Below are 13,642 nucleotides of genomic sequence, written 5' to 3'. Positions count from 1 at the left end.
CGGAAACCTCTTGAAAATATTAGGCGTTGAAGTACTTCGCCTCAGGATGCAGCAGAACGAACGCATCCGTCGACTGCTCGGGATGCAGCTGCAACTCCTCCGACAGCTCTACTCCGATTCGGTGTGCCTCCAGCAGGTCGACGAGTTTCGCGCGATCCTCGAGGTCGGGGCAGGCGCCGTAGCCGAACGAGTACCGTGCGCCACGGTAGCCGAGTTTGAAGTAATCCTGCACATCAGAAGGATCCTGATCGGCGACGGAATGGCCTTCCAGCACAAGTTCTTCGCGGATTCGGCGGTGCCAGAACTCGGCCAGCGCCTCGGTCAGCTGCACGCCGATGCCGTGCACCTCGAGGTAGTCGCGGTAGTTGTCCGCCGCGAACAGCTCGTTGGCGAAATCGGCGATGGGCTGCCCCATGGTGACCAGTTGGAAGGGCAGCACGTCCACCTGTCCGCGCTCGGTCGCCTCCGCCCGCGAGCGGATGAAGTCCGAGATGCACAGGAACCGATCGCGTTGCTGACGCGGGAAGGTGAACCGATAGCGTTCGGGCGCATCGGGTTTCGGCTCGGTGAGAACAATCACATCGTCGCCCTCGGAGACGGCCGGGAAGTAGCCGTACACCAGCGCGGCGTGCTGCAGCACACCCTCGGCGATCAGCCGATCGAGCCAATACCGCAGCCGCGGACGGCCTTCGGTCTCCACCAGCTCCTCGTACGAGGGCCCTTCGCCGCCACGCTGACCGCGCAGGCCCCACTGGCCCAGGAACAGGGCGCGCTCGTCCAGCAGCCCCGAGTACTCGTTCACCGACAGGCCCTTGACCACGCGGGTGCCCCAGAACGGCGGCGCGGGCACCGGCAGATCCGCTGCCACGTCCGAGCGCTCGGGCACCACGACCGGAACCTCTTTGGCCTTGCGCTCCTCCGCGATTCGCTTGGAGCGCTCGTGCCGGGCCCTGCGCTCGGCGGCCTTCTCGCGCTCGGCGATCGCCTCGGGGCTGTCCGGGTCCAGGCCGCCGCCACGCTTGCGGGTCATGATCTCGTCCATCAGACGCAGGCCCTCGAAAGCGTCACGCGCGTAATGCACATCGCCCTGGTAGACCTCGGTGAGATCGTTCTCCACGTAGCCGCGGGTCAGCGCCGCGCCGCCCAGGAGCACCGGGAACTGCTCGGCGACACCGCGGGTGTTCATCTCCTGCAGGTTTTCCTTCATGACCACGGTCGACTTGACCAGCAGTCCGGACATGCCGATCACGTCGGCCTTCTTGTCCGTGGCGGCGTCGAGGATGTTCGCGATCGGCTGCTTGATGCCGATGTTCACGACCTCGTATCCGTTGTTGGACAGGATGATGTCCACCAGGTTCTTGCCGATGTCGTGCACGTCGCCCTTGACCGTCGCCAGCACGATGCGGCCCTTGCCGGAGTCGTCGGTGGCCTCCATGTGCGGTTCCAGGTGCGCCACAGCGGTCTTCATGACCTCCGCGGACTGCAGCACGAACGGCAGCTGCATCTGCCCGGAGCCGAACAGCTCACCGACCGTCTTCATGCCCGAGAGCAGCGTCTCGTTGATGATCTTGAGCGGCGGAACCTCTTTCATGGCCTCGTCGAGGTCGGCCTCGAGTCCGTTGCGCTCGCCGTCCACGATGCGGCGGGCCAGCCGTTCGAACAGCGGCATGGCCGCCAGCTCCTCGGCACGCGAGGCCTTGGACGAGGACATCGAGACGCCCTCGAACAGCGCCATCAGCTTCTGCAACGGGTCGTAGCCCTCGCTGCGGCGGTCATAGACCAGATCCAGCGCGGCCTGACGCTGTTCTTCGGGAATGCGGGCCATGGGAAGGATCTTGGAGGCGTGCACGATGGCCGAATCCAGACCGGCCTCGACGCATTCGTGCATGAACACCGAGTTCAGCACCTGCCGCGTCGCCGGGCTCAAACCGAACGAAATGTTCGAAAGACCCAGCGTGGTCTGCACATTCGGATGCTTCTGCTTGAGCAACCGGATGGCCTCGATGGTTTCGATGCCGTCGCGCCGGGATTCCTCCTGGCCGGTGCCCAGGGTGAAGGTGAGGGTGTCGATGATGATGTCGCTCTCATCGAGTCCCCAGGTGCCGGTGATGTCGGCGATGAGCCGCTCGGCGATCTGCACCTTGTGCTCGGCGGTGCGGGCCTGACCCTGCTCGTCGATGGTCAGCGCCACCACGGCCGCACCGTGCTCGGCGACCAGCGCCATGGTCTGCTGATACCGCGACTCCGGACCGTCGCCGTCCTCGAAGTTCACCGAGTTGACCGCGCAGCGGCCGCCCAGATGCTCCAAACCGGCCTGCAGCACCGGGGTTTCGGTGGAGTCGAGCATGATCGGCAGCGTGGAGGCCGTCGCCAGGCGCGAGGCCAGCTCGTTCATGTCGACCGCGCCGTCGCGGCCCACGTAGTCCACGCACAGGTCCAGCATGTGCGCGCCGTCACGGATCTGGTCCTTGGCGATGTCCAGGCACTTCTGCCAGTCCTGCGCCAGCATGGCCTCGCGGAATGCCTTGGAGCCGTTGGCGTTCGTGCGCTCGCCGATCATCATGATCGAGGCGTCCTGCTCGAACGGGACCGAGGAGTAGATCGAGGACACGCTCGGCTCGTGCTTGGGGGCGCGCGCGTGCGGAGTGACCTCGCGCACCGCCTCGGCGACCTGGCGGATGTGCTCCGGGGTGGTGCCGCAGCAACCGCCGACCAGCGCCAGCCCGAACTCGGAGACGAACTGGCGCATGGCGATCGCCAATTCCTCGGGGGTGAGCGGATATTCGGCGCCGTTGGCCCCGAGCACCGGCAGACCGGCGTTCGGCATCACCGACACCGGCAGCTGCGCGTGCTTGGACAGATGGCGCAGGTGCTCGCTCATCTCGTCCGGGCCGGTGGCGCAGTTCAATCCGATCATGTCGATGCCGAGCTTCTCGAGCGCGGTCAGGGCCGCGCCGATCTCGGAACCGACCAACATGGTGCCGGTGGTCTCCATCGTCACGTGCGTGATGATCGGGATCCGGCGGCCCGCGCGGGCCATGGCCCGGTGGCTTCCGGTGATGGCGGACTTCACCTGCAGCAGGTCCTGGCAGGTCTCGATGAGGATGGCGTCCGCGCCGCCGTCGAGCATGCCGAGCGCGGCCTCGGTGTAGGCGTCACGCAGCGAGGCGTAGGGCGCGTGGCCGAGGGTGGGGAGTTTGGTGCCGGGGCCCATCGAGCCCAGGACGTAGCGGGGTGTGCCGTCGGCGGAGGGGCCCATCTCGTCGGCGACCTCACGGGCCAGCCGGGTGCCACGCTCGGAGAGATCCCTAATCCTGTCCGAAATGTCGTAATCGGCGAGGTTCGGCAGGTTGCAGCCGAAGGTGTTGGTCTCGACCGCGTCCGCACCGGCCTCGAAGTACGCGCGGTGAATGTATTTCAGCACGTCAGGACGGGTTTCATTGAGGATTTCGTTGCAGCCCTCGAGGCCGAGAAAGTCGTCCAGGGTTAAATCCGCGGCCTGCAACATGGTGCCCATCGCACCGTCGCCGATGACGACACGCCGCTTGAGCGTGTCGAGTAGGGTGGTGTCGAACTCGGCGCGGGGGGACACAGACATGTACTCAAGAGTAGTAGGAGGCCCGGACAATCCGGCCTTCGGTCCGTTGCGCGCGGCCGCGTCTCGCGCGTTGCGCGTCGCTGGCGCGTCATCGATCGGCACACCGTAGGCTGACCGGGTGAACGCCAGTGAACCCCCGGTGACACCCGAATCGGACATGCCCGCGCTGCGAGATCCGATCCTCGTGGCCGCCTTCGAAGGCTGGAACGATGCCGCCGATGCCGCCAGTGGAGCGGTCGAGCATCTGGAACTGATCTGGGACGCGCAACCGCTGGCAGAACTCGATTCCGAGGACTACTACGACTATCAGGTGAATCGGCCCACAGTCCGTCAGGTGGATGGGGTGACCCGCGAGATCGCCTGGCCCTCGACCATGCTGTCGGTGTGCTCACCGCCCGGCAGCGAGCGCGATGTGGTGCTGCTGCGCGGCGTCGAACCGAACATGCGGTGGCGCAGCTTCTGCAACGACCTGCTCGAATTCGTCGAACAGCTCGAGGTGACCACCGTGGTGATCCTGGGCGCACTGCTCGCCGACACCCCGCACACCCGGCCGGTTCCGGTCACGGGCACTGCCTACAGCAAGCAGGCGGCCGAGCGTTTCAACCTGGAACAGACGCGCTACGAGGGCCCGACCGGCATCACCGGCGTGCTGCAGGACGCCTGCGTGCGCGCGGGCGTGCCGGCCATTTCCTTCTGGGCCGCGGTGCCGCACTACGTCTCCCAGCCGCCGAACCCCAAGGCGGTCATCGCACTGCTGCACCGGGTCGAGGACGTGCTCGATGTCGAGGTGCCGCTCGGTGGACTGCCGGAGCAGGCCGAGGAATGGGAAGTCACGGTCAACGAGATGACCGAGGGTGACGAGGAGATCGCGGAGTACGTGCGCTCGCTCGAGGAGCGCGGCGACGCGGACGTGGACGTGGAGGCCATGGCCAAGATCGACGGCGATGCCATCGCCGCGGAATTCGAGAAGTACCTGCGGCGACGCGGGCGCGGCGGCTTCGGCCTGTAGGCGTTCACCGGCGATTCACCGGGGCGGGGTTGCGATGTTCAGAGTTAGCCTTGGCTACACTTTTTTGAATGACCTCGCCACGGATCGTCGCGCACCTCAGTGGATTCGGCGAACGTCCGGCGGTAGTCGGCGGCGAGGCTGAACATCTCACATATGCGCAGCTGGCGGCGCTCGTGGCCGACTACGCGAACCGTCTGACCACCGAACGGTTTTCGACCTGCGGCACCTCCGGCGACTTATCGGCTACCGATTCACGACCACCGCTGCGCAAGCTCGTCGCGCTGGCCGCGCGCAACGATATCGGTTCCCTCGTCGCCTATCTCGGCGCGCTCGAGGCTGGATGCGCCGTGCTGCTGAGCGCGTCGATCACCGAGGAGATGCTGCGCGTGCACGACCCCGATATCGTCATCGAATCGGGTGCCGGGCCGATCCCGGAACCGCGGCTGCGGCGGACCGGGGCGGCACACACCCTGCATCCGGACCTGGCGCTGCTGCTGAGCACCTCGGGTTCGACCGGATCACCGAAGCTGGTGCGGCTCTCGCACGCGAATCTGCGCTCGAACGCCGAAGCCATTGCGCGCTATCTCGATATCACCGGCGATGATCGCGCCGCCACCACGCTCCCGCTGTTCTATTGCTACGGACTCTCGGTCGTGCACAGTCATCTGCTGCGCGGCGCGAGTCTGCTGCTGACGAGCCGCTCGGTGGTGGAATCGGAGTTCTGGGACGAGTTCCGATGTCATCGCGCGACATCCTTCGCCGCTGTTCCCTATACCTTCGATCTGCTCGATCGAGTCGGCTTCGAGCGAATGTCGCTGCCGCACCTGCGCTATGTGACCCAGGCCGGCGGCAAACTCGCCCCCGAACGCGTTCGCCGGCACGCCGAACTGGCCGCGCGCAACGGCCGGGAATTCTTCGTCATGTACGGCCAGACCGAGGCCACCGCGCGGATGGCGTATCTGCCGCCGCAGTGGGCGGCCACGCATCCGGACTGCATCGGAATTCCGATTCCCGGAGGCTCTTTCACCCTCGAGCCGGTCGAGGAGGGCGGCACCGAACTCGTCTATCACGGCCCGAACGTGATGATGGGATACGCCGAATCCCCGGCCGAACTCGCGCTCGGTCCCGAACTCTCGGCGTTGCGCACCGGGGATCTGGCGTGTCTGACCGAGGACGGGTTGTATCGGGTGATCGGCCGCCGATCGCGGTTCGCCAAGATCTTCGGCCTGCGAATCGATCTGCAGCGCATCGAATCCGGGTTGGCCGCCGCCGGTTTTCCGGCCTGCGGCACCGATGACGCCGAGACGCTGGTGCTCGCGGTGCAGAGCCGGGACCGGGCGGCGGTGACCCGGCTCGCGGCGCAATTGTCGGGATTGCCCGCCTCCGCGATTCGCGTGTGCGTGGTCGACGAGATTCCGCGACTGCCCAGCGGCAAACCGGACTATCCGGCTATTCGGCGACTTCCGGGCGCGCACAGCGCACCTCGCGCCGATATCCGCACGCTCTTCGCCGACGCCCTCGCCCTGTCCCCCGCACAGGTGGGGCCGCACAGCACCTTCGCCGATCTGGGCGGCGACTCGCTGACCTATGTGGCGCTGTCGGTGAAACTCGATCGCACGCTCGGACAGCTGCCCGCCAACTGGCAGACCATGACCGTCGCGGAACTGCAGGCACTCCCGCGCGGGCGTCGACGCATCGGGCGTTCGCTCGACACCTCGACGCTGCTGCGAGCGCTCGGCATCATCGGCGTACTCGGCTCCCATATCGGACTTTTCGTCCTGTGGGGCGGGGCCCACGTGTTGCTGGCGGTGGCCGGGTTCAACTTCGCCCGCTTCTCGGTGACCGCCGCTCCCGCCTCGCAGCGGCTGCACAAGACGCTGCGCACGGCGGCGTTCATCGCCGCGCCGACCGCGCTGTGGGTGGCGATCACGCTCGCCTTCAGCGACTACTACGGGTGGCAGAACGTGTTGCTGCTCAACAAGATTCTCGGGCCGCGGGACAGCCCGACCGCCGGACACCTCTGGTTCGTGGAGGTCGTGGTGTATTTCATGCTCGCGGGGGCACTGCTGTTGCGCCTACCGGTAGCGGATCGCGCCGAACGCCGCGCACCCTTCGGTTTCGCGCTCGGCGTACTCGCGGTGCTGCTCGTGTTCCGCTACTGGTCCTTCGATCTCTATGTCCCGCGCGACATTCCGTTCTCTCCCCTGGCGTGCTGGTTCTTCGCCCTGGGCTGGGTCGCCGCGAAAGCCTCGACACCCGTGCAGCGCACCGTGCTCAGCGGCGTCGTATTGCTGACCGTGCCAGGCTATTTCGGTGAGACGGATCGCGAGCGACTCATCATCGGCGGCCTGCTGCTGCTGATCTGGCTGCCCTCGGTGCGGGTGCTCGCACCGGTGGCCGGCCTGGCGGCGGCACTGGCCGACAGTTCACTTTTCGCGTATTTGCTGCACTGGCAGGTGTATCCGCTGTTCGGCGAGCACCGGCTGATCGCCCTCGTGGCCTCGCTGACGGCCGGGGTCGCGGCCGCGCGACTCATGACGCTCGCGCGAGGTTCAGTCCACGGCCAAGACCTCGGCTTCCGCCTCGTGAGCCAGTTTCGCGATCAATATGTCTCGCGGAATCGTCTGGCCGGCAAGGTGATCGAGTGACGGCACCACTACATAGTGTGCGTCGGCACGCTTGAGTTCGGCGGTCAGCTCCGCAAACGCGGTGCCGTCGCCCGGAGTCGATTCATGGAACGTTGCGGCGAAACACATACCGGCCGACTGAGCCAAGCCGCACATGGCGGTTTCCAGCTCTTCGCTACGACCGTCCGCGAGATCGTCACGCACGTAACCATAGATCAACGCTTCCACCCGAACCTCCGTTGGATTGGGATCGCTGTGTTGAAAGTGTGCCCGTAAACAGCATGACGTTCTTGAAGATGCAATTGCAGATGTCAACCCACTGACATCTGCGTGCCCTATCCGGGTCCATCCGGCGTTAACTGGTGAGATACTACAGAGCGTGTCCGCATGTGACGATCGACCCGTCTGGGCTGTCCGAATGCGCGCCGAACGCGATGCACGGGGGTGGTCACAGGCGGACGCTGTTCGTGCGATGCGGACCAAATCCACGCACAATCTGCCGACGGACAGCACCTTGTTGCGCAACTGGCGTCGCTGGGAATCCGGGGAGTCCAGACCTGACGACTTCTACGCCCCGATTATCGCGGCGGCATTCGACACCGTCACGGCCGCCTTCTTTCCGAAGGTCCGCCCCAATCGCGATGACGAGATGCTCTCCGCCACAGGGATGGACACTCTCGAATTCATCGGCCGCCTTCGGATGTCGGATGTCTCCTCGGCAACGCTGGACGCGATTCGCATCACCGCGGATCGGTTGTGTTCGGAGTATCCGTGCGCCGATCCCCATGAACTGCACACCGAGGGCACGGCCTGGCTGCGGCGGATCACCTCGCTGCTGGACGGAAGACTCACGCTCGCACAGCATCGCGAGGTGCTGGTGCTGGCCGGCTGGGTGGCGCTGCTGGTCGGCTGCGTGGACTACGACCTGGGCTGGCGCACCGCGGCCGAGGCCACCCGCCGGGCGGCGCTGTCGCTGGGACAGGAGGCCGAGCATGCCGAAATCATCGGCTGGGGTGCGGAAATGGCGTCGTGGTTCGCCTTGACCCAGGCGAACTACCGGGGCGCGATCGAGACCTCGGAGGCGGCCAGGCGCAGCACCGAACGCCTCGGCGTCGGTGTGCAACTGGCGGCGCAGCGGGCCAAGGCGTGGGCCCGCATCGGTGATCGCAAGCAGGTGGAAATCGCGCTCGCCCAGGGCCGTTCGATTCTGGACAATCTGGATCATCCGTCTAATCTGGATAATCACTTCGTGGTCGATCCCGGCAAATTCGACTTCTATGCCATGGACTGCTGCCGTGTCGCGGGTGACGATCGACTGGCGGAAGACTATGCGCGCCAGGTCATCCTGGCCGCGACCCGACCGGACGGTTCGATCCGCAAACCCATGCGCGTCTCCGAGGCCCACCTCACCCTCGCGGTGGTGGCGGTCCGCGATCGTAATCTGGAGCTCGCGGTCGACGAGGGCATCCGCGCCTTCGCGGGCAAACGCCGGTCGCTGCCCTCGCTCATGTGGATCGCGGGCGAAACGGCGCGGGAAATGATCGAGCGATTCCCCGGCGATCCCCGCACCCGCAGCTATCTGGACCAGCTGCGCGCCCTGGCGGCAGGCTGAACGATCTACGATTACGCTCCAGCCCATGGACTTCAGTCTGTGGACCTGTGCGATTCGAGGTCACGAGACCTACGCCCCCGACGAGCCGGAGCTCGCGGCTCGCCTGCACGTCAGCACTCCCGCCGGGGAGGCATGGCGCTGCCTGCGCTGCGGTAACTTCGCGCCCGGCGAGCCCCGGCGCAGCGGGCCCGCCGACGACGCCCCCGAGGTCCCGCGCGGGCATCTGCTGCGCGACCGGATCATCATGCGGCTGCTGGCGGCCGAGCGGGTGCTGCGCGCTCTGGTGCTGATCCTGCTCGGCGTCGGCGTGCTCAAACTCCGTGGCCGCCAGCACGAATGGAAGCAGGCGTGGGACAAGGAGTTGCCGCTGCTGCGCCAGCTCGCGGATCAGGTCGGCTGGGATCCGGACCATTCCAAGATCGTGCACTGGATCGACCAGGCATTCACCTTCTCCCCCACCACACTTCGCTGGGTGGCCATCGCGATCTTCGCCTACGCGGCCGTCCAGATCATCGAGGGCATCGGCCTCTGGCTGGTCGAACGCTGGGGCGAATACTTCGCGGTCATCGCGACCAGCCTGTTCCTGCCCATCGAGATCTACGAGCTCACCGAGAAGGTGACCGTGATCCGGATCGGCGCGCTGGCGATCAACCTGGCCGCGGTGATCTGGCTGCTCTGGAGCAAGAAGCTCTTCGGCATCAACGGGGGCGCGAAGGCGTACTACGCCGAGCACCACACCGAAAGCCTGATGACAGTGGAGCGTTCGGCGGTGGCGGCCGAAACGGCCGGCTGAGCACGAGACCGGCCGGGCTCACTCGGGGAGGCCGAGGCCGCGGGCCAGTACCGGCCAGCTGAGCGAGAGTTCGTCGTGCCAGTAACCCCAGGAGTGGGTGCCGGTCGGCGGAAAGTGGTAGGTGGCCGGGATGTTCAGGCTGTCGAGCCGGTCGGCGAGATTGTGGCTGCAGTAGTTGGTGGCGGCCTCGATCACGCCGCCGACGATGAGCTGATTCGCCAGTCCGCCGACGCCGGGCAGCGCGTAGGGACCGTCGAGCACGTCGTGCGGGCCGGGAAGTCCGGTGCCACTGGAGATGTAGAGGTCCAGGCCGCGCAATCCCTCGGCGTTCACGTACGGATCGTTCCGGGTCCACAGCGGATCGCCGGGCGGGCCGTACATATTGTCGAGATCGCCGCCGCCGGACTGTTCGACCACCATCTGCACGAACTGACGGCCGATCGGATCGCTGATCTGTGCGCAGCCGCTGTAGGCCGCGACCGCGCGGAAGAGTCCGGGTGCGGCGATCGGCAGATTCAATACCGTTGTGCCCGAGACGGACAGCCCCGCCAGCGCGTTGACTCCATCGGTGCCCAGCGCCGTGTCGATCAGCGGAGGCAGCTCCTGGGTGAAGAAGGTCGTCCACTTGTTCACGCCGCGCACGGGATCCGGTGCGCGCCAATCGGTGTAGTACGTCCACGCCCCGCCGATCGGCTGCACCACGTTGACGTCGCGGTCGGCGAGGAAGTCGAGCACCTCGGGCGCCTTGTGCTCCCAGTTCGCCGTCCCCTCACCCCCGTCGACACCGTTGATCAGGTACAGCGTCGGGTGCGGCCGCGACCGGTCGGCGGGACGCTGCACGTCGACCCGGATGGGTCTGTCCATCGCGGCCGAGTAGACCCGCAGGGTCAGCTTCCGCTCGTCGATCCGCTCCGCGCTCACGATTCTGGATCCGTCCGGCGAGACCGGATCACCCAGCAGTTCCGCGGACGGGGCGCGGTCGGACAGGGCGTCGGCGTGCGCGAGCACCGGCGTCAGCGTCGACCATGCGGCAATCCATCCGGCCACCAGGGCATTTCGAGTCCGACGCTTCACAACCGCCCTGTTCACCAGCACTGAATTCACAACCGCCCGATCCGCCGACAACCAGGGCGCCCGGGTTACCGACGCCGCTCTCGCGCGCCGGATCCGCGGCCCGGGTCAGGCCGAACGACCGGCCCGATCCCACACCGGCTGACCGGAGACGAAGGACCGGTCGAACGGCGAGCCCCGATCCCTGGGCGAGAACGTACCAGGAGCGGGCGGGCGCGTCATGCCTCACACCTGCGCGGCCTCGACCCGCTTCGGCGCCAGCACATCGGTGATCCCCATCGTGACCCGATGCAGCAGCCACTCGGCGGGACCGCGACGAAACACCGCCCGCCACAACGTCGCCAGCACCAGCGACCCGATCGCCAGCAATGCCAGCAGCTGCCACGACGGGCCGTGGATACCGGTGGGCAGCGACACCGCGTCCTCATCGGGAAGCGGCACCAGCACGGCCACGGCGACCGCCTGCAGGATGTAGAGGCTCAGCGCGCAGGAACCGGCGCAGATCAACGGATGCAACGCAGTTCGCGCGCTCGGGGTCACCGCCAGCAGCACGCCGATCACCAGGAACGCGACCCCGGTCGCGCCGAGCACCTCGAACGGCGTCCCCGAGTGCGGGGTGCAGACGGTCAGCCACCACCAGCTGTTGGTGCCGACCGTGCCCAGGCCGACCGCGTCGATCATCGAGGCGGGATCGAAATCGGTCAGCCCGGCCTCGCTCATGATCGCGGTGAGCAAATCCGTCAGGTGCGCGCGTCCGCCCATCGGATGCTGCAGCACCCAGGAGCCGCCGTAACCCGCGACCGCCAGCGCGCCGCCCGTTCCGATCACCCACAGGGGACGCAGTTCTCGAATTCCCCAGCGCCCCAATGCCATTCCGGCGAGGACGAACGGCATCCAGGTCAGTGCCGGGTACGCGCCGGTGACCACCAGCATCTGCACCGCCTCCCAGGCGCCGGACCAGGAGTCGAGCTGGGCGAAGGACGGATGTCCGCCGAAGCTGTTCTGCTGCATGTGCTGCCGGATCAGGAACGACGCGATCGGCCCCGCGACCGCCCAGCCGGCGGCCAGCACCGTCAACGCGCGGGCGCCGAGCCGCAGCACCGGCAACGCCAGCAGGAAGTACAGGCCGTAGTAGGTGAGGATGATCATGATCCCGATACCGGACTGCAGTTGCGCCAGCGCGAGACCGAGCAGTGCGATGAGCACCGCCCGCGATCCGATGCGCACCAGGTCCCGCCGGGCCGCACGACCGGTATGGGGTGTCGCACCGCCGGACATCAGTGCCAGCGAAACACCCGCGAGCACCGCGAAGAGCGCGGCGGACCGCCCGTCGAACACCGAAAGCCAGTCGGCGCCCCCCGCTTCCGGCCGCGGGCCCACGTGCACGGCGAACATCCCCAGCACGGCGATTCCCCGCGCCGCGTCGAGCGCGAGCACCCGAGGCAGCGCGGGAATCGGCAACTCGCTCTGCGGCACCGCGATCCGCGATGAAGTCATATCCCGTCCACCCTTCATTTCCGATCAACAGCAAGCATCACGCTAATGCGCTCTAAGTTTGAAATCAGCTGCTGAAGGCGAATATGGGGGGAAAGATCAACCCAGAGAGTGACTTTTCAGCAACCGGGCACGGCCGTACGTCCATCCGTAGCGGACACGCCAGTCCATCCCGCCGGTCGCGGAGGTATCACGCACGAGGCAAGGCACAGGCTCCATAGGTGCGCGCGCCTTCACTCGGCTGACCGCTGTGCGGGTCGAGCACCGCCGAGTCCGCCCGCGCGGTGTCACGACGCGACCGCACGCGACGGACCGGGTCGGCTCAGGCGGGAAGGTCGAGCCCGCGGGCGAGAACACTCCAGGAGCGGGTGAGCTCGTCGTGCCAGTAGCCCCAGGAGTGGGTGCCGGTCGCCGGGAAATCGTAGGTGGCCGGGATGCCCAGGGAAGTCAGCTTGTTCGCGAGGTTGTGGCTGCAGTAGTTGGTCGCCGCCTCGATCACGCCGCCGATGGTGACCTGGTTGACCAGCCCGCCCACGCCCGGGAGCGCGTACTGCCCGTCGAGAGTGTCGTACTGGCCGGGGAGTCCGGAACCGCTGGAGATGTACAGGTCCATCCCGCGCAGTTTCTCCGCGTTGACGTACGGATCGTTCTCGACCCAGAGCGGATTGTCGGGCGGACCGTACATATTGTCGAGGTTGCCGCCACCGTAGAGCTCGACCACCAGGCTCGCGAAGGTGTGCCCGACGGGGTCACTGGTCTGCGCGCAGCCGCTGTAGGCCGCGGCCGCACGATAGAGACCGGGCTTGGCGATGGGCAGGTTCAGGACCGTGGTGCCCGAGGTGGACAGGCCCGCGATGGCGTTGATGCCGTTGGTGCCGAGCCCGGCGTCGATCAGCGGCGGGAGTTCCTCGGTGAAGAAGGTCTTCCACTTGTTCACCCCGCGCACCGGATCCGGCGCGCGCCAGTCGGCGTAATAGCTCCACGCGCCGCCGATGGCCTGGACCACATTGACGTCCTTGCTCGCCAGGAACTCCAGCGACTCGGGCGCTTTCGTGTCCCAGTTCGCGGTGCCCTCGCCGCCGTCCGCTCCGTTGAGCAGATACAGCGTCGGGCGCGGCTGCGAGGCGTCGGCCGGGCGCTGCACCTCCACCAGGACGTTCTTGTCCATCGCGGCCGAGTACACCTGCAGGTTCAGGTGCCGATCATCGACCACGGTGGTGCCGACGATCTTCGATCCGTCGGGCGCGGTCGCCTGACCTGCCAGGCGGCCCGAGGCGATGATCGGATCATCGGGACTCGCCTGTGCCACCGCGGGCACACCCATGACCAGCGCGGCACAGCAGCCGGCCAGCACTGCATTTCCGATACGACGACGCACAGCAGCTCCTACCCCGACCCGAGAAAGACTGACTATCGACCGTCCGGTCTGTCGAGAATG

9 protein-coding genes are annotated in these 13,642 nt (G+C 66.9%); 4 read left to right on the top strand and 5 right to left on the bottom strand.

Annotation, left to right across the window (positions count from 1 at the left end):
- Positions 1 to 19 precede the first annotated feature (19 nt).
- Positions 20 to 3,598: a methionine synthase gene (gene metH / locus NJ1_RS08275; protein ID WP_067689723.1), complete on the bottom strand. Its 3,579-nt coding sequence runs from the start codon at positions 3,596 to 3,598 to the stop codon at positions 20 to 22.
- Between the two features lie 118 nt (positions 3,599 to 3,716).
- Between metH and NJ1_RS08270 the strand changes: the two genes are divergently transcribed.
- Both NJ1_RS08270 and NJ1_RS08265 read left to right on the top strand, forming a co-directional pair.
- Positions 3,717 to 4,607: a PAC2 family protein gene (locus NJ1_RS08270; RefSeq protein ID WP_067689720.1), complete on the top strand. Its 891-nt coding sequence runs from the start codon at positions 3,717 to 3,719 to the stop codon at positions 4,605 to 4,607.
- 68 nt (positions 4,608 to 4,675) lie between these two features.
- Positions 4,676 to 7,255: an AMP-binding protein gene (locus tag NJ1_RS08265; RefSeq protein ID WP_067689718.1), complete on the top strand. Its 2,580-nt coding sequence runs from the start codon at positions 4,676 to 4,678 to the stop codon at positions 7,253 to 7,255.
- Here the strand turns inward: NJ1_RS08265 and NJ1_RS37880 are convergent.
- Complete coding sequence (locus NJ1_RS37880) at positions 7,160 to 7,462, bottom strand: hypothetical protein (RefSeq protein ID WP_084477864.1); 303 nt, start codon at positions 7,460 to 7,462, stop codon at positions 7,160 to 7,162. The two genes, NJ1_RS08265 and NJ1_RS37880, sit on opposite strands and share 96 nt — an antisense overlap.
- A gap of 244 nt (positions 7,463 to 7,706) precedes the next feature.
- On the opposite strand from NJ1_RS37880, the gene NJ1_RS08260 reads away from it, so the two are divergent.
- On the top strand, positions 7,707 to 8,846 hold the full coding sequence (locus tag NJ1_RS08260; protein ID WP_067689860.1) for a hypothetical protein: 1,140 nt from the start codon (positions 7,707 to 7,709) through the stop codon (positions 8,844 to 8,846).
- A gap of 25 nt (positions 8,847 to 8,871) precedes the next feature.
- On the top strand, positions 8,872 to 9,639 hold the full coding sequence (locus NJ1_RS08255) for a DUF2127 domain-containing protein (protein ID WP_067689715.1): 768 nt from the start codon (positions 8,872 to 8,874) through the stop codon (positions 9,637 to 9,639).
- 18 nt (positions 9,640 to 9,657) lie between these two features.
- On the opposite strand, the gene NJ1_RS08250 is transcribed toward NJ1_RS08255, so the two are convergent.
- The 3 genes from NJ1_RS08250 to NJ1_RS08240 form a co-directional block, all read right to left on the bottom strand.
- On the bottom strand, positions 9,658 to 10,656 hold the full coding sequence (locus NJ1_RS08250) for an alpha/beta hydrolase (protein ID WP_067689857.1): 999 nt from the start codon (positions 10,654 to 10,656) through the stop codon (positions 9,658 to 9,660).
- A gap of 279 nt (positions 10,657 to 10,935) precedes the next feature.
- Positions 10,936 to 12,207: a DUF418 domain-containing protein gene (locus NJ1_RS08245; RefSeq protein WP_169813111.1), complete on the bottom strand. Its 1,272-nt coding sequence runs from the start codon at positions 12,205 to 12,207 to the stop codon at positions 10,936 to 10,938.
- Between the two features lie 319 nt (positions 12,208 to 12,526).
- On the bottom strand, positions 12,527 to 13,528 hold the full coding sequence (locus tag NJ1_RS08240; RefSeq protein WP_067689851.1) for an alpha/beta hydrolase: 1,002 nt from the start codon (positions 13,526 to 13,528) through the stop codon (positions 12,527 to 12,529).
- Positions 13,529 to 13,642: the final 114 nt, after the last annotated feature.

This window comes from Nocardia jejuensis NBRC 103114, from assembly GCF_001613145.1.
Classification (GTDB): Bacteria; Actinomycetota; Actinomycetes; order Mycobacteriales; family Mycobacteriaceae; genus Nocardia; species Nocardia jejuensis.
This window is presented reverse-complemented; position numbering and strand designations above follow the sequence as displayed.

Coding starts and splice junctions, on each gene's coding strand:
- metH (WP_067689723.1), bottom strand. CDS start 3,598: ATGTCTGTGTCCCCCCGCGCCGAGTTCGACACCACCCTACTCGACACG.
- NJ1_RS08265 (WP_067689718.1), top strand. CDS start 4,676: ATGACCTCGCCACGGATCGTCGCGCACCTCAGTGGATTCGGCGAACGT.
- NJ1_RS08260 (WP_067689860.1), top strand. CDS start 7,707: ATGCGGACCAAATCCACGCACAATCTGCCGACGGACAGCACCTTGTTG.
- NJ1_RS08255 (WP_067689715.1), top strand. CDS start 8,872: ATGGACTTCAGTCTGTGGACCTGTGCGATTCGAGGTCACGAGACCTAC.
- NJ1_RS08245 (WP_169813111.1), bottom strand. CDS start 12,207: ATGACTTCATCGCGGATCGCGGTGCCGCAGAGCGAGTTGCCGATTCCC.
- NJ1_RS08240 (WP_067689851.1), bottom strand. CDS start 13,528: ATGGGTGTGCCCGCGGTGGCACAGGCGAGTCCCGATGATCCGATCATC.